Here is a 21,817-nt window from a genome sequence, read left to right as displayed (position 1 = left end):
TTGTTGTTGAAATGATTAAGGGAAAGGGAGATTATTTAATGAGGTTTTGGAAATTTATAGTGATGCTACTTGTGTCCGTATTAATGATGTCAGCTTGTAACAGTGGTTCTAACAATGAGAAAGAAACGAATGAAGGAAAAGAAAGCTCTAATAAATCGAATAAACATACATATAGTGATATTGACTATCCAAAAGATGGTGTGAAAGGTATCTATGTCACACCTGATTCAGCAAATGGTAAAAATTTTGAAGAACTCATTCAATTTATAAATGAAACAGAATTAAATGCTATGGTCATTGATGTTAAAGATGATGAAGGAAATATAACGATGGATTTTAAAAGTGACAATAAATTGATTAGTAGTAATACAGTGAATCGTGTTGATGTGAAAAAAATCATGAAAGCGATGGAAAAAAACAATATTTATCCAATTGCACGTATTGTTACATTTAAAGATTCTAGATTATCTCAGAAAAAACCAGATTGGTCATTTAAAACGCCTGATGGTAATGTTTGGGAAAATGAAGGTGGAGATAGTTTTTCAAATCCTTTTAATGATAAAGTATGGAATTATAATATTGCAGTTGCAAAAGAAGCGGCTAAAGCAGGATTTAAAGAAGTACAATTCGACTATGTTCGATTTCCTGAGGGATTTGAAAATAAGGATAAATCACTTCAGTATTCAAATGGAAAATATAAAAATAGTGATTTAAACCATGTTGAGCAACGTGTAGATACGATTACTAATTTTTTGAAAACAGCACGTAAAGATTTGAAAGCATACGATGTTCAAACATCTGCTGATGTTTTTGGTTACGCAGCTACTGTTAAAGAAACACCAGGTATTGGGCAAAGTTTCCCTAAAATCGCGAAGAATGTAGATGTCATTTCATCGATGATTTATCCTTCTCATTGGAGTCCAGGTGATTTTGGATTAGAAGCTCCAGATACAGAACCTTATAAAACAGTGGATCGTTATCTTGATAAGGAAAAAGAAGCACTCAAAGGTATCGATCGCAAAAAGGTTAAATCTCGTCCATGGCTTCAAGACTTTACAGCATCTTATTTAGGAGAAGGGCAATATAAAGTCTATGACAAATCAGAAGTAACTGCACAAGTACAAGCGTTAAAAGATCATGATATAAATGAATTTTTATTATGGGATGCTTCTGCTGACTATACGAAAGGTGCCGATTACAATCCGTCAAAATATACCAATCCGGATGCTCAAAAGCCAGAAAACACAAAAAATAATTAATCATATATAAAATAAGCCTATAACTGATTTTACAGCATCTCAGTTATAGGCTTATTATATTAGGATTTATGTGTCAAAACTTTTTAAGGAGTTCAATCAATCTGTATATGTTTTTGAATCTCTTGATTAATATGATTATATACATGTAAGAATGGTTTGTTGGCTTGAATTGCGGCGTTTCGCACATCTTCAAATTCTGGTTTTGCCTTAATTACTTTGCCGTTTAACATTGCTGTTTTTACCAAAATCGCTCCATAATTTGTATGAATTGTTTCGAATTGTCTATGGAGTACTTTACGATTAACCGTGTAACTTCTAATACCTAATGTCGATGTATTTTTTAAAACATAGTCTTCGAAAAATTGTGCATTTTCTATCTTACAAATGACTGTAATTTGAGTGGCTGGCCTACTTTTTTTCATAGTGATAGGTGTGAAGTATGCATCTAATGCCCCATCTTCTAAAACTTGTTCAAGAAAGTAACTTAGCATTTCAGCAGACATATCATCAATCTGACTCTCTATTACTTGGACTTGCGTGGGTGTATTATCTTTAGATTTGAATTGAATTGCTCTTAATATGTTTGGAAAATCAAAGTCTTTGGTGCCACATCCATAACCAATTTGCTCTATTGTGACAGATGGTAAAGGACCAATTTTAGATGTTAATGCTTTAATGAAAGCTGCTCCGGTTGGTGTCGTTAATTCGCTATTAATATCAAAAGAAGCGAGTGGTATACCTTTTAAAATTTCTGCTGTTGCAGGTGCAGGAACAGGGTACAATCCATGAGCGATATTTACTTTACCTCCACCTGTTGGAATTGGAGAAGCGTGTAATTCATCAATTTTCAAATTTTCTAAAGCAAGACAGCCGCCTATAATATCGATAATGGAATCCATAGCGCCAACTTCATGAAAATGCACTTCTTCAACGGACATCCCATGAATTTTAGCTTCTGCATGAGCAATCGTATCAAAGACTTTTTGGCTTCGTACTTTAACTCTTTCAGGTAAATCGCTATCTTGTATCATATTTGTGATATCAGTAGCTGTTCTATGATGTGTTGTTTCACTAAAATCAATATCTAGATACTTGGCTTGAATACCTTGCTTGTTTTGATTAGAAAAGTGCAACTTAAAATCATTAAGTGGCAACTTTTGCAAATGAGATTCAATGTAAGCTATATCTGCACCTAAATCTACTAGAGAAGATAGCAGCATATCACCTGCAATACCAGCGTGACAATCTAAATATATTGTATTTGTCATATCATTCACTCCATCCCTGAATGTTGTTCCAACATATTGACAATCATAGCAGCGTTATAACCACCACCGAAGCCATTATCAATATTTAGTACACTAGAACCAGGTGCACATGAATTAATCATTGATAACAATGTTGTGACACCATTTAGATTCGCACCATAACCAATACTAGTCGGTACGGCGTAGACAGGATGGTCAACTAAGCCAGCAACTACGCTTGCTAACGCACCTTCCATGCCAGCTATTACTACAGATACATTGCAGTTGCGAATATCATCAATATGAGCGAAAAGTCGGTGGATACCAGAGACCCCAACATCGTAAAATCTTTTTACGGATATCCCCATTACTTCTGCTGTTATAGCAGCCTCTTCCGCTACAGGAAGGTCAGACGTGCCAGCGCAAATGATAGCAGCTTGACGTTGTGTTTTGGTAATATGCTCTAATGATGTACAAACGATCTGTGCTGTTGCATGATACACCAATTGAGGATATGTTTCACAAATAAAATTCGCTTTTTCATTATTGACACGAGTAATTAATATTGTTTCTTCGTGTAATATTAATGAGTGGATGATTTTTACTAATTGTTGTTCAGTTTTACCTTCGCCGAATATTATCTCTGGGAATCCTTGTCGCTTTCTACGATGCAGATCGATTTTTGCAAAACCTAATTCATCATACTGATTTAATTCTATTTTAGCCTCAGATATTGATAGTTGATCTGTTTTTACAGCTTGCAATAATGATTCAATGGAATCATATTTATCTGTCATAGTTAAACCACCTTTATATTATAGCGTTAAGATTAAGATTGTATGACCTCATTCATACTACCTGTACGATAGCCTTCTAAGTCAATTGTGACATAGTCAAAACCAAGTTCTTTAAGGCGAAGTGAAATTTGGTTTCTATGTTGAATGATTGGAACAATATCTGTTTCATCAACTTCGATACGCGCAATGTTGTCATGATAACGTACTCTAACGTTATTAATATCTAAACTTAAAATGAATTTTTCGGCTTCATTAACTTTATTGAAACTAAGTGGTTCACCATATGGAATACGAGAAGCTAAGCTACAGAGTGCTGGCTTATTCCAAACAGGTAAGTCATTTGTTTTACTAAGTTCTCGCACTTCTTCTTTATAAAGTTCAACCTCTTGTAAAACGCTTCTCACACCGTATTCAGATCTCGCTTTAAGACCAGGTCTGAAATCTGAAATATCGTCCATAATCATGCCGTCTAACACATAATTGAATCCAAATGTTTTTCTTAGATCTTCTAGTTTTGCGTATAATAAACGTTTGCTGTAATACCAACTGTCGGGAGTGTTTTCAATAATGTGTGGTTCTTTAAGTTCTTCTATTTCAGTCTCTACAATATCTGCATTTAACGTGTTACCGAGTTGAATCGCTTGATTAAATTCTTCGTTTCTAAATAATTCTGATTTAACTATCACTGCTTTTACATTATTGATACCTAATACATCAATTGCTTTTTTTAGGACTAAGCTACTATCAACACCGCCTGAAAAAGCAATAACGACTGTTTCCATTTCTTTTAAAATCATTTCAAGTCTAACTTCTTTATCTTGTAATTTAGTCATCATTTAAATTTCCTCCTTGAATATTTTTGAACGCATTGAAAATTATGATTCTACATACGGTATAGTAAGGGGACCTAATGGCATAACTCCAATACTCATGTCTTTTCCATATTGTTGTTCTAAAGATTTTAATGTTGCTTCAATATTTGAAACAGGATGTAACATCGCATCTTTTGCTTGTTGATCAGTTAATTTGGAATATAAATATACATCTGCAAAAGTCTGAATCACAGCCTGTTTTTGCACTTGCCATTGGTCTAACATGGCGAAGTTTGGATCATTAATCATTTTGACAAGTGCTTCTGGGGTGTCTGCCATCTTCAGTATTTCTGCATAATTACCATGATTTGGGAAACCATCACTGCATTCGGATAACATGATAATACTGCCTCCTTCTTTAACTACTTTATGAGCAGCACTCATTCCCTTAACTGTTTGATATAAATTTTGGTCAAGTGGATAACCAGAATTAGATGCGATAACGACATCAAAACGATGGTCACATTTGAACATAGCGTGTTTTTTAGCATAAGCACATCCTAAATCATGTGCTTTATACAGTTCTCCAGCAAAAACTTCTGTAATTTCTTTTTCTTTGTTCAATGTTACATTAAGCATGAAGTCAGGTTTGCACATAGCATTAATTTCTCGAGTCATATCTTGTACTGGGTTATCTGTCATATTCCCCCAAGTAGAACGAATATCACCGATCATTTTAGCATTGTGAAATGTCATGATCGTTTCTATACCTGCAATACCAGGCATGATTCCTTTTGGCCCTCCTGAAAATCCAGCAAAAAAATGTGGTTCTATAAAGCCAGTTACAATTTTGAAATCAGAATCTACATAATCTTTGTTTAAGTAAACATCACACCCGTATTTACTGTGACCAACTTTTTTTAAAGTTTGCTTATCATTACAATGGTTATGTACAATTCTAATGTTGTTTACGATATCTTCACCTAACATTTGTATCAATTCATCTTTGGTTTGATCTCGATGTGTACCAGTGCCGTTGATGATGACAATATTTTCTAAAGGTACATGTGCAAGTGACTCTACAATAAGTGGTACAAGTATATGATTCGGCGTAGGGCGAGTGATATCACTAATAACGATTGAAACAGTTTGGTTAGGTTGTACTAGATCTTCCAGTGGATCCAAATCGATAGGATTCCTTAATGCATCGCGTATAGCTTGTACATCATTTTCGAGTGCAGGTATAGGTTTTGGCTCTATTAAAACGCTATTTTCAGGTAATTCTATATTAAGGTTTGACTTTCCATATAATATTTCTGTATTCAAGGTCGATCTTCCTCCTTATATGAAGCGCTTTCATAAAATCGTGTTTTTATTTGTGTATTAGAATGTGTTTTGGCCGAGTGAGCAATATATTCCTTTGTTCCATATATGCCTTTGCTTTTTTGATACCTATCGATCAATATGACTGCTATTGGACACAATATTGCTGTAGTAATAGCTGAAATTGAAATTTGTGCTGTCGCGATAGGTGCTACTTTTTCAATCATAGCAAACTCACTTTGACTCAGATTACCATTTGCGAGTGCTGTAGAAGCAGCAGCAACTACTGCAGCAGGTGTGGATACTGCGTTACCTGCTGTAGATGATTCGGAAATTGGTGCAATTACACTTTTTTCTTTAAATATTTTAAAGGCAATGATACCAGTAAATGCGGTGAAAATAAAGGTTAATAGTGCTAATGTTAAGCCTCCTGATAATACGGAAAAATTAAAGAATTCAGCCAAATTCATACCAGCACCTAAAGAAAAAGCGAAAAAGGGGATGAGTATGGTTTCACCAGGACGTAAAAATTCTGATATTTTAGGGTCAAGATTTCCTAATATCATACCTATACTTAACGGTAAAAGCACAGAAATAAATGAAATGATTGGAAAAGTTGTACCAATAAATCCCAATGAAATCAAAGTTAACAATGGCCCGTCATTAATAGCAAGTATGGATAAGCCACCTACATCTGAACGATTCCCATAAGTACTGGTTAAAGCAGCATACATACCACTATTGCTATTTGTCATTGCTGCAATTACAGCTATGGTAGACAAACCGAACAGTCCACTCCAAGGATCAAATAATGAGCCTAATAAGAGTCCTACCGCTAACCCAGAAAAATATTTTGTTGTTGTTAATAGCATACCTTTTTTTAAAGCTTTACCGCCAATTTTTAAATTCATTTGACTTCCTACACAAAAGATAAAAAGTGCAATTAAGACAAGTGCACTATCTTTGAATAGTTCTTGTGAAAATCCCCCAATTTGAAGCATTTCGTAATGACCTTGTTCAGTTTTGGGTGCGCCGAGTGACTTAAGTATGTTCATTATAGGGCTTAAATGTAACTGGTCAACCGTGTTTATAGTAGCGCCTAAAAGTAATGGGACTACCATTAACCCTCCAGGAATTTTTTCTATTGTATCTTTAATTCTCATAACTAACATCCCCTTAATATGTTATTGGTTATGGAAAAATGTTTTTACAATATTCTTGGTTGTTTGCTTTATCAATTTTTCCGATTTTGAAAATGTTTCCTCTAATGACATAGGTCCGTTACTTAAACTAAAAGCGCTGAGAATACCACTGTCTTTTAAGTCTTTTGCATCTACTTCTACTGATCCCCCTATAAAAATAACTGGTATATTATACTTTTTGGCACATTTTGCAATGCCGATTGGTGCTTTACCATAAAAAGATTGTTTATCGATTTTTCCTTCTCCAGTAAGAATTAAGTCTGCTTGATTTAAGTATTTTTCGAATTGTATATATTCCATAACTACCTGAATACCTTCTTTAAAGTAACTTGGAAAAAACGCTTTGAAAGCACCTCCTAATCCACCTGCTGCACCAGCACCAGGTAAATCGTGTAGTTTTATGCCTGTGGTATGTTCAACAAGATTTGCCCAATGCGTGAGGTTATCATCAAGTTGTTGCATATTTTGTGCAGATGCACCTTTTTGTTTTCCAAAAATAAATGATGCACCATTAGGTCCTACTAATGGATTTTGAACATCAGTTGCTATAATAAAATTACAATGATTTATTCGAGGATCAAAATTTGATAAGTCAATTTGAGCTAAATTTTGTAGTTCGCCACCCCCAAAATTTACTGAATGATTTTGATTATCTTTTAATTCTGCCCCTAAAGCTTGTAACATGCCAGCACCAGCATCATTTGTAGCTGAACCACCAATCGCCAGTACGAAGTTTTGATACCCGTGATTTAAGGCATGTAAAATTAATTCACCTGTACCGTACGTTGTTGTAGATAAAGGATTTAATGCGTCTTGGGCTAAATGCTTTAATCCTGAAGCTTCCGCCATTTCAATGACACAAGTATGATTATCTAAAACACCATATTGAGCTGTTACTTTGTTACCGAGTGGTCCGGTTACATTGACCGTAGTAAACGTTCCATTTGTTGCATTTACTAATGCTTCCATTGTGCCCTCACCACCATCACCGATTGGTAAATCATGAATGGTAGATTCAGGGAAAATTTCCAGTATGCTATCTTTCATATACTTTGTTACTTCGCTTGCCTTCATACTTCCCTTAAATGAATCAGGTGCTAATATGATTTCCATTGTGAATTTCTCCTTTTAAGAAAGCGCTTTCTAAAATGTGTTGTTTTAAGTTTAACGATTTTATTATATTGAAAAAAGGGTTAAACTATACAAAAATAATACTTTGAATTTGTATATAAATAACAAGTGGTGAGATAAATGGATATATTGACTGAAGAAATGGCAACGCTAATCGTTAAAGAAACAGCTAAAAGAACCAAAACTAATATTAATATTATGAATTTTAATGGAGTAATTATTGCATCTTTCGATAAAAGTCGTATCGGTACGCTTCACGAAGGTGCTATTGAAGTGTTGAAACAAGAAAAAACAGTGATAATCAACCAGGAAGATAGTTTGCATTTTAAAGGTACTCAGGCAGGTATAAACTTACCCATAATTTTCCAAGATAATATCGTTGGTGTTATTGGTATTACAGGTAATCCTAATCAAATAACACATGTAGCAGACTTAGTTAAAATGTCTACAGAATTGTTACTTTATCAAAATTATTTTACGTACGAATTGGAGGGACAAATACGAAGTCAAGAATTATTTATAGAGGAGTTATTAAAAAGTGAATCATCAAAATCCTTTATTCAATATTTAATGAAACAACTTAATATTGATTTATTAACTTATAGAAAATGTATCATTATCGATATCGAAAAACAGATATTTTCTAGAAATAGTATTGTTCGTTCATTAACGAGCAGGATAGATGCTAGTTCATTTACAATTGCATTTACGAATTATAACCGCATCGTTATTCTTGCTACTGCTCATTCGATGCAAGCTTTAGATAATAAAATCAATAATATATACCAAATATTTCAAAACTTAGAGCTGAAAGTCCAAATTGCCTCAAGTCTTATGTTTAAAAGATTAAAAGACTTTAGAAATGCATATGAAGAGTGTGAGTTGGTGTTTATGTTAGCTGAAAATGGAAAGACCGTGACTTCATTTGAAGATGTGGAAGAAAAAACACTTTTATATCAAATTGATAAAAATATAAGAGAACGATTTAAAAAAAGGATATTAAGTAATGTGGATCAGCAGAGTATAGATACACTAAAAGCTTTCTTTCAAAATGATTTAAATATAACGCAAACTTCTAAAAAATTGTACATCCATAGAAATACTTTATTGTATAGGTTAGAAAAATGTGAAAAAGAAACAGGGTTAAATCCTAAAAAGTACTCTGATGCTGTCAAATTACAGATTGCAATATGGTGTTAATAACGAAAACAATCGGAGTGTTTTATAAAAAAGTTTAACAAAAATGATTGGAACAAAATTAAAAATATTTTTAGTAATTAAAGTTAAATGTATCTTTATTTTAATTATGTCATACATTAAAAATTAAAAGTCCTAAGCATATCGTGAAATCGTATTGCTTAGGGCTTTTTTATATGGATTTAATTTAACTGAACAGATTAAAGAAAGTGAACGATAAAAGTAATCGTAAAAATTTGGTTGTTTTTTATAAAGTAATATGACATACTCAATAATAATTAGTATGACATATTAAAAATTTGAGGTGAATCTGTATGACGAAATATATTTATGCATTTGATGAAGGTAACAAAGCTATGAAAGATTTATTGGGAGGTAAAGGGGCTAATTTAGCTGAAATGAAACGTTTAGGGTTACCTGTACCGGATGGTTTCACCCTTACTACTGAAGCGTGTATTGAGTATTTAAAGCAAGGCGCTCATCTTTCAGATGAATTAATTGGACAATTACATGAGCAATTAGAAGCATTTTCTCAACGTACACAAAAATCATTTTCTTCTAAAGAATCACTTTTATTAGTGTCTGTAAGAAGTGGTGCAAAAATTTCCATGCCTGGAATGATGGATACTATTTTAAACTTAGGGCTGAATGATATTAATGTTAAAACTTTAGCAGAAAAGACAAATGATGCACGTTTTGCATACGACTGTTACCGTAGACTGTTACAAATGTTTGGCGAAGTAGTATACGGCATACCGATGACGTCATTTGATACATATTTTAATCAATATAAAGAACAACACCATTATCAAAATGATGCAGATATCCCAGCTGAAGGTTTAGAAGAAATATGTGATTATTTTAAAGGTGTTTATTTGGAAGAAGTATATAAACCATTCCCACAAGAGCCGATTGTGCAATTAACAGAAGCAATTGAAGCAGTTTTTAAATCATGGGATAATGATCGCGCACGTGTATATCGCCAATTAAATGAAATACCACACGATATTGGCACAGCAGTTAATATCCAAGAGATGGTCTTTGGTAATAGTGGTGCACAAAGTGGTACAGGTGTTGCATTTACGCGTAATCCAGTGACTGGTGAAGCAAAATTATTTGGTGAATACTTGTTAAATGCCCAAGGGGAAGATGTTGTTGCTGGCATTAGAACGCCAAAAGATATCAGTACATTGAAAGCACAAATGCCTCAAGTCCATCAACAATTTATAGAAGTTTCCCAACAATTAGAAAAACACTATAAAGATATGCAAGATATTGAATTTACTATTGAAAACGAGCAATTATATGTTTTACAAACGCGAAGTGGTAAAAGAACTGCTAATGCAGCGATTCATATTGCAGTAGATTTAGTGGAAGAAGGTATAATTTCTAAAAATGAAGCAGTTATGAATGTTGAAGTAAAATCAATTGACCAATTATTGCATCCTAATTTTGATGATAATGCCCTTGAGAAAGCTACAGCTGTTTCGAAAATGGGACTTCCTGCTAGCCCTGGTGCTGCGAGTGGTGAAATCGTATTTTCTGCGGAAACTGCAAAATTGAAAGCAGAGCAGGGGGATAAAGTGATATTGATGAGACCTGAAACTTCGCCTGAAGATATAGAAGGTATGGTCGCAAGTGAAGCGATAGTTACAACACATGGCGGTATGACTTCTCATGCGGCAGTTGTTGCCAGAGGAATGGGTAAATGTTGTGTGACTGGATGTTCAGACGTTGAAATTAATGTTATAGATAAAAAAGTAACATATCCTAATGGAACATTAAATGAAGGAGACATTATCTCAGTTGATGGTGCTAAAGGTGATATTTATTTAGGTGAAGTTGAAACGATTAAAGCTGAAAGAAGTAAAGCTTTTGAACAATTTATGCAATGGTCAGAAGCAATAGCAAGATTAGATGTACGCATGAATGCCGAAACACCACAAGATATTCAAGCAGGTTACCAATTTGGTGCGAAGGGCATTGGTTTAGTTCGTACCGAGCATATGTTTTTTGGTCCTGAACGTTTAATTGAAATGAGACGTTTCATTTTATCTGATACACAGGATAAAAGAATTAATGCTTTAAATAAAATTAAGGAATATCAAAAAGAAGATTTTGAAACTATCTTGAAGTTATCTGGAGAACGTCCAACAATTATTCGTTTGCTTGATCCGCCTTTACATGAATTTTTACCTAAATCAACTGAAGAAAAAAATAGTGTGGCAAGTCAACTCAATGTCACTGTTTCAGAGTTAGAACATTATATTGAAAGTTTAAATGAAGTTAATCCTATGCTAGGGCATCGTGGATGTCGCTTGGCGATTACTTACCCTGAACTTTATATTATGCAAGCAGAAGCTATTATGGAAAGTGCATTGAAACTTAAACAACAGGGCATTCATTGTCAACCTGAGATTATGATTCCGCTTGTATCTACTGTTTCAGAATTTACAACGTTAAAGTCGCAAGTTGTTGAACGCATTGAAGCTTTACAATCTGAAATGGGAGCAAGCGTTCATTACATGATTGGAACGATGATTGAAACCCCAAGAGCATGTCTGATTTCTGGCGATTTAGCACGAGAATGTGACTTCTTTAGTTTTGGGACAAATGATTTAACACAATTAACGTTTGGCTTCTCACGTGATGATGCTGGTAAATTTATTAATGCCTATTCAGAACAAGGCATATTAACGATAGATCCATTCCAAACACTCGATATAGATGGCGTTGGACAGTTAATTAAACAAACAACAGAACAAGCAAAAGCGGCAAATCCAACGATAAAAATTGGCGTATGTGGAGAATTAGGCGGTGACCACAAATCAATTCAATTCTTTAATCAACTAGATTTGGATTATGTATCATGTTCTCCATTTAGAGTGCCAGGTGCCTTATTATCAACTGCTCAAAGTGAAGTCGAAGGTGGTAGATTGCGTGTTAAATGATAATGAAAAAAACCAGTTAACGCTATTCGTTGTATCTGACTCTATAGGTGAAACAGCACAGCGAATGATTCATGCGACATTAACACAATTTCCAGATGTCACGCGTATAGAAATTAAAAAATTTCCTTTTATAAAAAATCAAGATGAACTACTCAATGTACTTTCATTTGCTAAAGCACGTGGTGCAGTTGTTATAACGACTTTAGTTAATCCAGAATTTAATAAAAAGGGGCAGGCTTATGCTCAAGAACAACAAATTCCGTATGTTGACTATATGTCTGATTTAATTAACATTATTCAAGAACATACGAATTGTTCACCTATTTTAGAAAGTGGTGCTTTGCGCAAGTTGGATGACAACTATTTTAAAAGAATTGAGGCAATGGAATATTCTGTTAAATATGATGATGGTAAACATTTCACGGATATAGGAGAAGCTGACGCTTTAATTTTAGGTGTTTCTCGTACGTCAAAGACGCCTTTAAGTATGTATTTAGCGAATAAAGGTTATAAAATAGCTAATATTCCTTTAGTTCCAGAAGTTGATATTCCAGATGAGGTCTTTAGAAATAAAAATTTAAAAGTATTTGGTCTGACAGCGAGTCCTACTTATATCTTAAATATTCGTACGGAACGTGTGAAAGTTTTAGGTTTACATGGACCTACAGATTATAATAGTGTCGATAGAATTAAAGAAGAGTTGATGTATGCCGAAGAAATATTTGCTAAATTAAATGCTACAGTCATTAATACGGAGTTCAAATCAATTGAAGAGTCAGCATTTTATATTGAAAAGTTTTTATAAGAATGAAAATTATAATTAAGTATGGAATTCAAAGGTATTATTAAAACTTCAGTTGTCTAAATTTATGTTTAAAGGGTATGTTTGATATTAGAAAATAATATTTAAAAAGAAGGGATATTATGTTGAAATCGACAGTGCCGTATTTGTTTTTTAACGGTCAATGTAAAGACTCTTTGGCATTTTATAGTAAGGCGCTGAACGGGGAAATTAAAGCTACAATGACGTATGGTGAAGCGAATGAAAGTGTTGCAGATGATCCTAATCGTGTCATTCATGCGCAGTTAGACGTTGATGGAAACTTATTCATGTTGTCAGATATACCCAAAGACGATGACACAATGTTACAAGATAGAAATGTTTATATTGTTTTGGAATTTGATAGTGAAACAGCAATCGAAGAAGTGTATGAACAATTGAAAGACGAAGGCGATGTTCAAATGGAGTTAGACACTATGTTTTGGGGAGCGAAATATGCCAAGTTGGTTGATAAATACGATATCGGTTGGGATTTAAGTTACACATTTCCACAATAACTAAAGTTGCAATTCGAATATAAATATTCACGAACATGCATCTTAATCTGATTAAATGTAAAGAGATGTTTATTAAAGTATAACTTCATATAATAAAAAAATGCATTTTCATTTTTGAAGAGAGCCTCTCAAGTTGAATAGCTATTTAATGCTATCAACTGAGGGGCTTTACTTTAGAATAGATTTGCATATTTTATTTGAAATGGTACGTAAGCTGATTCATTGAAGCGACGAAACATTTAAAAGCAGCTGAGTTTTTTACACTGCTTTCAAAATTAAATCATCATTTTATATATGTACGAATGATTGTAGTCATAGGTAATTGGGCACTTAACGCTGTGATTTCAGGAAGTTCTTGGTGCATGACAAATGGAATAAGATAATTATTGATGTTGAACGTTATAAACATAACAAGCGCAAATATGATACCGCCGTTACATGCTTTTTTGATATATTTTTATTTTCCACTGTGTATGTAGCATTGATAGTATCTAATGTTGGATGAGATTTTAATTTGATTGCTATTGTGCTTGATAGTGAATAGTGGCGGTGAGTATAACAACTTCATCAGTTGGATTATAGTAACGATGTGCTACATCACTATTAAAACGAAAAGCTTGGTTACTGGTAATTGTATAAGAAGTTTGACCAACTTCAATTTTTAAAGTACCTGAGTTAACGATGATAAACTCTTCAGATTGTATATGATGTGGATCAGAAACCATTTTACCACCTGGTTGAATTTCCATTTTAAACATTTCGAAATGCTTTCTTTCATTGTAAGGAAAGTATGGAAAGATCTTAACTTTATCTTCAACAATAGGAATAATATCAGATTCATCTACAAAATCTACAGGCTCGTGTATTGTTGATGTCAGTTGTGACAGGGGTAAATGAAGCCCGTTAGCAATTTTCCATAATGTTGTAATTGTTGGATTAGATGTGCCTTTTTCAATTTGGCTTAACATGTTTTTGCTAACGCCAGTCAGATTGGCCATTTTATCTAAACTAAGTTGGTGTTTACTACGATAAGTTGCTAAATTTTTGGCAATAATATTTTGAATATGATACATGTGAATCGCTCCTATTTACATTATAACGTACATATTGTACCATATATAATGTTGTTTAGAAAAATTTATGATGTAAGGTGAGCAAAATGGAAAATTATAGAAAAGTAAAACCATTTAATTGGCTATTATTTATAGGTATTTTGTTAGTGGGTGCAAATTTAAGGGCGCCAATTACTTCAATCGGAGTTGCGCTACCTGATATAAAAAATGATTTGGCGATGTCTAACAGTGCTGTTAGTGTAATTACAGTCGTCCCATTAATCGCATTCGCAATCATTTCACTATTTGCAGCAAAAACAAGTTATCGGTTTGGATTAGAACGAACGATTTTTGTAGCTTTATGGCTAATACTGATTGGCGTAATCGTACGTTCTATCACAGGTGTTTCATGGTTATATATAGGTACCATCCTTATAGGCGTTGGTATTGGTTTTGGTAATGTACTTGCACCTGCAGTAATCAAAGCGAAGTTCCCATTACATATAGGTGTGATGACAGGTTATTATACTGTCGTTATGAACGTATTTGGAGGATTATCTTCATATGGAACGGCACCGTTTGTCAAAGCGTTTAATTATAATATTGCCATTAGTGCGATTGGTGTCATTACATTGATTACAATTATTATATGGGCATTTCAATTGAAAAATAAAGAAGAAACAACGGCATCATTACCTCAAGAGAGTGTCAATGTTTGGAAGTCGCCATTATCATGGCAAATAACAATACTTATGGGCGGACAGTCACTTATTTTTTATTCTCTGATTAATTGGCTACCAGCATATTTATCTCAAAGTGGCATGACTATCAGTGAAGCGGGGATGTATTTATCAATTATGCAAATCGCTATTATACCGTTAACATTTATTACCCCTATATTTGCTACTAAAATGAAATCACAATTTTTATTAACTTTTATGACTGGTTTATGTTTTGTGGTGGGTGTTTCAATAATGTTATTTTCACCGCAACTTGCTTTAATTGCTACGATTTTAGTTGGTGTTGCAAGTGGTTTAGCGTTTGGACTTGTGAATACATTCTTTAGTTTAAGAACGGAACATAGTCAAACGTCGGCGAAGTTATCTGGCATGGCCCAATCTGTAGGATACCTTTTTGCAGCAATAGGACCTTTACTGTTTGGTATACTACATGATGTCACAGGTCAATGGATAGGTTCATTAAGTATTTTATTAATCACTGCGCTATTAATCACATTATTCGGCTCACAAGCAGGTCGTAATCGCACAATAGAAAAAACAATAGAACAATAGACAGTATAATGCAAATATTGTACGATATTTTACAACATGTTTTGTTTTTCAATGAGCTTTTAAAATAATTGGATTTGATAAGTTGAACTATATCTTCGTCAATTAAATGAGGAATATAGTTTCATTAAAATCTAATAAAAAACGATGAGGTGTCATTATGCAACTTATTTTTGATCCAAGTGTAAGCCCGATTTATAGAGGTATACTTGCATTTTTCTTTGTTATTAATATAGCGCTTGCGTTTATTATTGTATTTTTAGACAGGGATCGTAGAGATGCAACAGCGACTTGGGCTTGGTTATTTTTACTATTTGTAGTACCTATTTTAGGATTTGTTATTTATATATTCTTTGGACGAGCAGTGCGAAAAAAACGTGAACAAGGTTTTCATCATAATCAGATAGATGACATGAAGGAACGAATGAAGACGCAGTTATCAGATGCTACCAACAAGATTAATCATTCAGATTATCGATTAGTTAAAAAACATGCAGATATTGTTAATACATTGCTAACGAAAGAACCAACATTTTTAAGTTACGATAATAATGTTGATATTTATACTGACGGGCATGCGTTATTTGACCAAATGAAAGAAGATTTACGCAATGCAAAATCGTATATTCATTTAGAGTATTATGTGTTGAAATTAGATAAGTTGGGTTCTGAAATTGTCGATATTTTGCAACAAAAAGCTGAAGAAGGATTAGAAGTTAAAATACTTTATGATGCAGTAGGGTCTAAAACGGTACATAAATCAAAATTCAAAAAATTCCAAGAAGCTGGTGGACAAGTTGAGGCTTTCTTCCAAGCTAAAATACCATTAGTAAATTTTAGATTAAACAATAGAAATCACCGTAAAATTTTAGTGATTGATGGTATGACTGGTTATGTGGGCGGATTTAATATTGGTGATGAATATTTAGGTTTAGATGAAAACTTTGGCTATTGGCGAGATACACATTTAAGGGTTAAAGGTGATGGTGTTGACGCGTTACAGCTCAGTTTTATCCACGATTGGAATTCTCAATCACACCGTGAACAATTGGAGTTTAATGATAAGTATTTCCCAGATAATGCAAAGCAAGGTGGAGATGTGCCGATGCAAATTGCGCTTAGTGCCCCAAGTGATAATTGGCATCAGATAGAATTTGGCTATATGAAAATGATCATGAACGCCAAAGAATCTATTTATATGCACAGCCCGTATTTTATACCAGATAAAGGTTATATCAATGCATTGCGTATAGCTGCAAAAGCTGGAGTAGACGTGCGGTTAATTATTCCTAATAAACCAGATCATATTTTTGTTTACTGGGCCACAATTACAAGTGTTGCGCAGTTGATTAGAGATGGTGTCAAAGTTTATACGTATGAAAATGGATTTATCCATTCGAAAATGATGATTATTGATGATGAAGTCGCAAGTGTAGGTTCATCAAACATGGACATACGTAGTTTTGAATTGAATTTCGAAATTAATGCATTTATGTATGATGAAAACATTGTCAAAGAGCTTAAAGCTGCTTTTATAGAAGATATGAAAGTATCTAAGGAATTGACAGAGGAACGCTATGAACAGCGATCAAATTGGATTAAATTCAAACAAGCGATTGCTAAATTAGCGTCACCAATTCTATAAAAATATAGAGAACATTGAAGTGACAGTGCATACGATTGCATGTATTTATCAATGTAGCAATCGATTGTGCCACTGAAGTTTCAATAACATATTGTTGTTTTTAAATCATAAGATTAGTCTGACGAGGGCGGAATATGAAATCAAATTTACGCTTTGATTTCAATACCGTCCTCGTTTTCATTATAATGAGTGATATGAAATAACAGGAGAATGGATGAAGTGAAATGGGGGAGAATGGATGCAACGAGAAAGCGGTCAATTTATTTATCGTCAATTATATAGACAATTAAAAGAGGATATTCTCGCATTCAAATATGAGAGTCATGAAAAGTTGCCTTCAAAAAGGGATATGGCTCAACATTTAAATATTAGTGTGAATAGTGTAAAAGCAGCATATGAACAGTTATTAGCTGAAGGCTATATTTATACTGAAGAGCGAAAGGGCTATTTTATTGAGCCTTTAGAAAAATTGATTATCGATCCAAATGCGCAAATATCTCTGGATGTGCAAGAACATCATATTGAAGCTACATACGATTATTCATTTTCACATATGAGTACCGATATTTCAGCATTTCCTGTAGAAATATGGACCAAACTCGTTAAACGTGTATTTCAAAATTATGATTATGAATTGTCTTCGATACCTCAAATTAAAGGTCCAATAGAGTTAAGACAATCGATTGCTAAATTAGTGTCTTATCAAAGAGGCATCCAATGTCATCCGGAACAAATTGTCATTGGTTCTGGAACTAATACACTGTTAACCAAATTAATTCAATTATTACCAGATGAAATCACAATAGCAGTGGAAAACCCTGGATACTCAAGGTTTAGAACATTAATCAATCAAACATCTGCGCAGTTAAAACCGATTGCTTTAGACCGTAAGGGGATATCTATTGAAGATATTAAACAAGCTCAACCTGATGCCACGATAGTGACACCTTCACACCAATTTCCAATGGGGATAATCATGCCTGTATCGCGTCGAATTGACCTTCTGAATTGGGCAAGTCAAACGCAAAGTTATATCATAGAAGATGATTATGATAGTGAATTCAAATATGAAACAGATAATATACCTTCACTGTTTAGTTTTGATAAAAATGAACGCGTGATTTACCTAGGTACTTTTTCAAAAACTTTGATGCCAGGATTACGCATGAGTTATATGATTTTGCCTATAAATTTAGTGAAGAAATTTGATTGCCTTAATTTAAATATGATTCCTGATTTTTCAACGATTCATGCACTTACACTAAATTTAATGATCAAAGAAGGTTATTATGAAAAATATGTGAAAAAGATGCATCAGATATATGGAAAAAAACGAGAAGCACTCATCACACACTTATCAAATAGCTTTGAAAATGACATTCGAATTAAAGATACACAAGCTGGTTTGCATTTTATTATAGAAGTGAACACACCATTTTCTTACCAAGAAATTGAATCGCGTGCTAAAGAAAAGAAACTTGAGCTTTATACGTTAAATCGATTTTCCGTGAAAGCGCTTGAAAAAAATAATGCATATAAAACGCTTATCATAGGTTTTTCAAAAATCAAGCAAGACCAGATTCCCCAGGCAGTTCAGAGATTAAAGGAAGTCGTTTGGGAATGATCTGGTTCCATTAAATTATCATAACTGGTACTTTACACTATACCAATAATCCCTTAAATTTTAGAAAACCATGCGTCTTACGTGGGGACAAAGAGGAGGGGTTATTGATGACAAATCAATTCGAAAGCTATAAAAAACAACGTGATAAATATGTAGCACGTGGTGTTGGAAACGGCAATCTGCATGTGGCAGATTATGCACAAGGTGCTACGGTCACAGATGTAGACGGTGAACGTTTCATTGATTTCGCGGGAGCTATTGGTACATTAAATGTTGGACACACACATCCTAAGATAACCAAACATTTAAAAGAACAATTGGACAAGTTTATACATCCTGGTTTCAATGTCATCATGTATAAAAGTTATCTCAACTTAGCACAAAAATTAACTGAAATTACGCCTGGTGATTTTGATAAAAAAGTGATTTTACTTAATTCAGGTGCAGAAGCTGTAGAGAATGCTGTAAAAATTGCTAGAAAACACACTGGAAGGCAATCAGTTGTATCTTTTGTAAGAGGCTTTCATGGCCGTACAAATTTAACAATGTCTATGACAAGTAAAGTGAGACCTTATAAACTTGGGTTTGGTCCTTTTGCACCAGAAGTTTACCAAGCACCATATCCTAATATTTCAGAAAAATCCGAATCTTTATCCGAAACAGCTTATATTGATCAAATGATTAATAAGTTACATGATTTCTTTGTTGAAACAGTAGATCCTAGTGAAGTAGCTTGTATCGTGATGGAACCTGTTCAAGGAGAAGGTGGGTTTATTATTCCGGACAAAAAATTCGTGAAAGCAGTTAAAAAAATATGTGAAGATCACGACATTATTTTTGTGGCGGATGAAATTCAAACAGGTTTTGCTCGAACAGGAAAAACATTTGCGATTGAACATTTTGATATAGAACCTGATTTAATAACTGTGTCTAAATCATTAGCTGCAGGATTTCCTTTAAGTGGTGTGGTTGGCAAAACGGAAATTATAGATAGTGCATCTCCAGGGGAACTAGGTGGCACATATGCTGGTAATCCTTTAGCGTGTGAAGCTGCTTTAAAAGTCATTGAAATCATTGAAGAGGAAGATTTAAACAATAAAGCAGAAAAAATTGGAAAGCAACTTGAAGATTTCTTATATCACAACGCAGAACAACATTCATTTATCACGAATATTCGTAGACTTGGCGCTATGGTAGCCTGCGAAATCATCGATGATCAAACTGGCGAACCCAATAAAGCATTAACTGGAAAAATTATTCAAACGGCAAATGAAAATGGTTTGTTATTATTATCTGCTGGTATTAAAGGTAATGTTTTACGTTTCTTAACACCACTCGTTATTTCAGACGATGAATTACAACAAGGATTAGAAATATTATCTGAGACTTTTAAAAATGTGGACATAACAGAAGCACATACAAACGCTTAAAATTTTATTTTTAAATAGAGGGTATAGATAAGTCATACCTCATAACAAAAATAAATGTAAGGGAGAGAATAAAAATGGGTCAATTGGAAGTTTATAACCCTTCTACAAATGAAGTTATAGAACGTTTGAATTACACGAGCCATGATGAAATTAATTCGAAAATTGAACGTGCACATAAAGCATTTGAAGAATGGAAATTAGTGGATGCACACGAACGTTCAGCAAAATTGTATCAATGGGCGAATCTCATTGATGAACATCAGGATGAACTTGCGAAACTGATTACACTTGAGGGTGGAAAACCACTAGCAGAAGCCAAAGGGGAGGTCATCTATGCTAATGCTTATGTTAAGTGGTATGCCGAAGAAGCTAAGCGAGTATATGGACGTACGATACCAGCAAACACGCCATCTAAAAAAATAATGATTGATAAATTTCCAGTAGGTGTCGTAGGTGCAATTACACCCTGGAATTTCCCGGCAGCGATGATAACGCGTAAAATGGCGCCTGCATTGGCAGCTGGATGTACGATTATTTGTAAACCTGCTGTCAAAACACCATTAACAACCATTAAACTTGTTGCGCTAGCACATGAAGCAGGCATACCTGAAGGTGCGATATCTTATATTATTGCGTCTGGTAAAGATGCAGGTGATATCTTCACCTCTCATAAACTGATTAATAAAGTGACATTTACTGGATCGACTGCTGTAGGAAAATCACTGATTGAACAATCTGCGCAAAGTGTAAAAAATGTAACGATGGAGCTAGGTGGTTTAGCACCTTTAATTGTGCATAAAGATGCTGATGTTGAAGCGGCCGTAGATGGCACCATTGCCTCTAAATTTAGAAATGTTGGTCAAACATGTATCTGTGCAAATCGTATCTTCGTACATCAAGATATTGCTGATCAATATACAACGCGCTTGATTGAGAAAGTTAACGAACTAGCTGTCGGTGACGGTTTTCAAGAGGACGTTAAAATTGGCCCGCTAATTGATAAGGCTGCAGTTGAAAAAGTAATGACACATATCACAGATGCACAAGCTAAAGGTGGGAAATTATCACGGACAGTGGATGATATACAAGCATTAAAAGGAAATTTCCTAAAACCAGTTGTTATCTCTAATGTGAATTTAGATATGAAAGTAATGCATGAAGAAACTTTCGGTCCTATTGCACCAGTTATGGTTTATGAAGATTTAGATGAAGCAATAAAAATGGCAAACGATACAGAATTTGGTTTAGCTTCTTATTTCTTTACAAATGATTATCGTACAGGATTAAAACTTTATAATGAATTAGAATATGGTGTTGTTGGATGGAATGATGGTGGTCCTTCAGCTGCCCATGCGCCATTTGGTGGCTTGAAAGAAAGTGGCTATGGTAGAGAAGGTGGCATTGAAGGTATAGAGCCATATTTAGAAACGAAATATTTATCCATAGGTATTTAAAGTGCAAGCGAAGAAGTACTAGTCGTAAATAAAGCAAAACTTTGAATCTAAACGAACAAGAAAGTG

17 protein-coding genes are annotated in these 21,817 nt (G+C 34.0%); 10 read left to right on the top strand and 7 right to left on the bottom strand.

The features are described 5' to 3' along the window. Nucleotides 1-38 precede the first annotated feature (38 nt). Complete coding sequence (locus KA867_RS04350) at nucleotides 39-1,259, top strand: putative glycoside hydrolase (RefSeq protein WP_210137114.1); 1,221 nt, start codon at nucleotides 39-41, stop codon at nucleotides 1,257-1,259. A 92-nt stretch (nucleotides 1,260-1,351) separates the two neighbouring features. Here KA867_RS04350 and larC read toward each other — a convergent pair whose 3' ends face one another. Genes larC through KA867_RS04320 form a run of 6 tightly spaced genes read right to left on the bottom strand, consistent with a single transcriptional unit; the run spans nucleotide 1,352 to nucleotide 7,753 of the window. Then, nucleotides 1,352-2,527, bottom strand: coding sequence for a nickel pincer cofactor biosynthesis protein LarC (gene larC, locus KA867_RS04345; protein WP_210137113.1), 1,176 nt, complete (start codon nucleotides 2,525-2,527; stop codon nucleotides 1,352-1,354). Nucleotides 2,528-2,532: 5 nt separating this feature from the next. Beyond that, nucleotides 2,533-3,303, bottom strand: a complete 771-nt coding sequence (gene larB / locus KA867_RS04340; protein WP_210137112.1) for a nickel pincer cofactor biosynthesis protein LarB — start codon at nucleotides 3,301-3,303, stop codon at nucleotides 2,533-2,535. A 32-nt stretch (nucleotides 3,304-3,335) separates the two neighbouring features. After that, nucleotides 3,336-4,136: an ATP-dependent sacrificial sulfur transferase LarE gene (gene larE / locus KA867_RS04335; RefSeq protein ID WP_210137178.1), complete on the bottom strand. Its 801-nt coding sequence runs from the start codon at nucleotides 4,134-4,136 to the stop codon at nucleotides 3,336-3,338. A gap of 42 nt (nucleotides 4,137-4,178) precedes the next feature. Next, on the bottom strand, nucleotides 4,179-5,441 hold the full coding sequence (gene larA / locus KA867_RS04330) for a nickel-dependent lactate racemase (RefSeq protein WP_210137111.1): 1,263 nt from the start codon (nucleotides 5,439-5,441) through the stop codon (nucleotides 4,179-4,181). Continuing rightward, nucleotides 5,438-6,601, bottom strand: a complete 1,164-nt coding sequence (locus tag KA867_RS04325) for a 2-keto-3-deoxygluconate permease (RefSeq protein ID WP_210137110.1) — start codon at nucleotides 6,599-6,601, stop codon at nucleotides 5,438-5,440. Before KA867_RS04325 ends, larA begins: the two co-directional genes overlap by 4 nt. A 21-nt stretch (nucleotides 6,602-6,622) precedes the next feature. Beyond that, nucleotides 6,623-7,753, bottom strand: coding sequence for a glycerate kinase (locus KA867_RS04320; protein ID WP_210137109.1), 1,131 nt, complete (start codon nucleotides 7,751-7,753; stop codon nucleotides 6,623-6,625). A gap of 138 nt (nucleotides 7,754-7,891) precedes the next feature. Between KA867_RS04320 and KA867_RS04315 the strand changes: the two genes are divergently transcribed. The 4 genes from KA867_RS04315 (at nucleotide 7,892) to KA867_RS04300 (ending at nucleotide 13,257) form a co-directional block, all read left to right on the top strand. Continuing rightward, nucleotides 7,892-8,971 carry a CdaR family transcriptional regulator gene (locus KA867_RS04315; protein ID WP_210137108.1) on the top strand — a complete coding sequence of 360 codons (1,080 nt, stop codon included), beginning with the start codon at nucleotides 7,892-7,894 and terminating at the stop codon, nucleotides 8,969-8,971. Between the two features lie 311 nt (nucleotides 8,972-9,282). Beyond that, the gene (gene ppdK / locus KA867_RS04310) at nucleotides 9,283-11,919 is read left to right on the top strand and encodes a pyruvate, phosphate dikinase (RefSeq protein WP_210137107.1); all 2,637 of its coding nucleotides are present in this window, start codon (nucleotides 9,283-9,285) and stop codon (nucleotides 11,917-11,919) included. Next, entirely contained in the window at nucleotides 11,909-12,724 is an 816-nt protein-coding gene (locus KA867_RS04305) for a pyruvate, water dikinase regulatory protein (protein WP_210137106.1), read from the top strand. The genes ppdK and KA867_RS04305 overlap by 11 nt, the downstream gene beginning before the upstream one ends. A 119-nt stretch (nucleotides 12,725-12,843) precedes the next feature. Then, entirely contained in the window at nucleotides 12,844-13,257 is a 414-nt protein-coding gene (locus KA867_RS04300; RefSeq protein WP_210137105.1) for a VOC family protein, read from the top strand. Nucleotides 13,258-13,778: 521 nt separating this feature from the next. On the opposite strand, the gene KA867_RS04295 is transcribed toward KA867_RS04300, so the two are convergent. Next, a complete protein-coding gene (locus KA867_RS04295) occupies nucleotides 13,779-14,330 on the bottom strand; it encodes a helix-turn-helix domain-containing protein (protein WP_107383821.1) in 552 nt (183 codons plus the stop codon). A gap of 86 nt (nucleotides 14,331-14,416) precedes the next feature. Here KA867_RS04295 and KA867_RS04290 point away from each other — a divergent pair, with 86 nt between their 5' ends. The 5 genes from KA867_RS04290 to KA867_RS04270 all read left to right on the top strand — a co-directional run bounded on the left by KA867_RS04290 (nucleotide 14,417) and on the right by KA867_RS04270 (nucleotide 21,751). Then, nucleotides 14,417-15,601 carry a CynX/NimT family MFS transporter gene (locus tag KA867_RS04290; RefSeq protein ID WP_107383822.1) on the top strand — a complete coding sequence of 395 codons (1,185 nt, stop codon included), beginning with the start codon at nucleotides 14,417-14,419 and terminating at the stop codon, nucleotides 15,599-15,601. Nucleotides 15,602-15,758: 157 nt separating this feature from the next. Then, nucleotides 15,759-17,243 carry a cardiolipin synthase gene (gene cls / locus KA867_RS04285; protein WP_210137104.1) on the top strand — a complete coding sequence of 495 codons (1,485 nt, stop codon included), beginning with the start codon at nucleotides 15,759-15,761 and terminating at the stop codon, nucleotides 17,241-17,243. 238 nt (nucleotides 17,244-17,481) lie between these two features. Continuing rightward, a complete protein-coding gene (gabR, locus tag KA867_RS04280; protein WP_210137103.1) occupies nucleotides 17,482-18,867 on the top strand; it encodes a MocR-like transcriptional regulator GabR in 1,386 nt (461 codons plus the stop codon). A 107-nt stretch (nucleotides 18,868-18,974) separates the two neighbouring features. Next, nucleotides 18,975-20,297: a 4-aminobutyrate--2-oxoglutarate transaminase gene (gabT, locus tag KA867_RS04275; protein ID WP_107383825.1), complete on the top strand. Its 1,323-nt coding sequence runs from the start codon at nucleotides 18,975-18,977 to the stop codon at nucleotides 20,295-20,297. Between the two features lie 74 nt (nucleotides 20,298-20,371). Further along, a complete protein-coding gene (locus KA867_RS04270) occupies nucleotides 20,372-21,751 on the top strand; it encodes an NAD-dependent succinate-semialdehyde dehydrogenase (RefSeq protein WP_210137102.1) in 1,380 nt (459 codons plus the stop codon). Nucleotides 21,752-21,817 lie beyond the last annotated feature (66 nt).

The sequence above is a fragment of the Staphylococcus sp. GDH8C109P genome, from assembly GCF_017893405.1.
GTDB lineage: Bacteria > Bacillota > Bacilli > Staphylococcales > Staphylococcaceae > Staphylococcus > Staphylococcus cohnii.
This window is presented reverse-complemented; position numbering and strand designations above follow the sequence as displayed.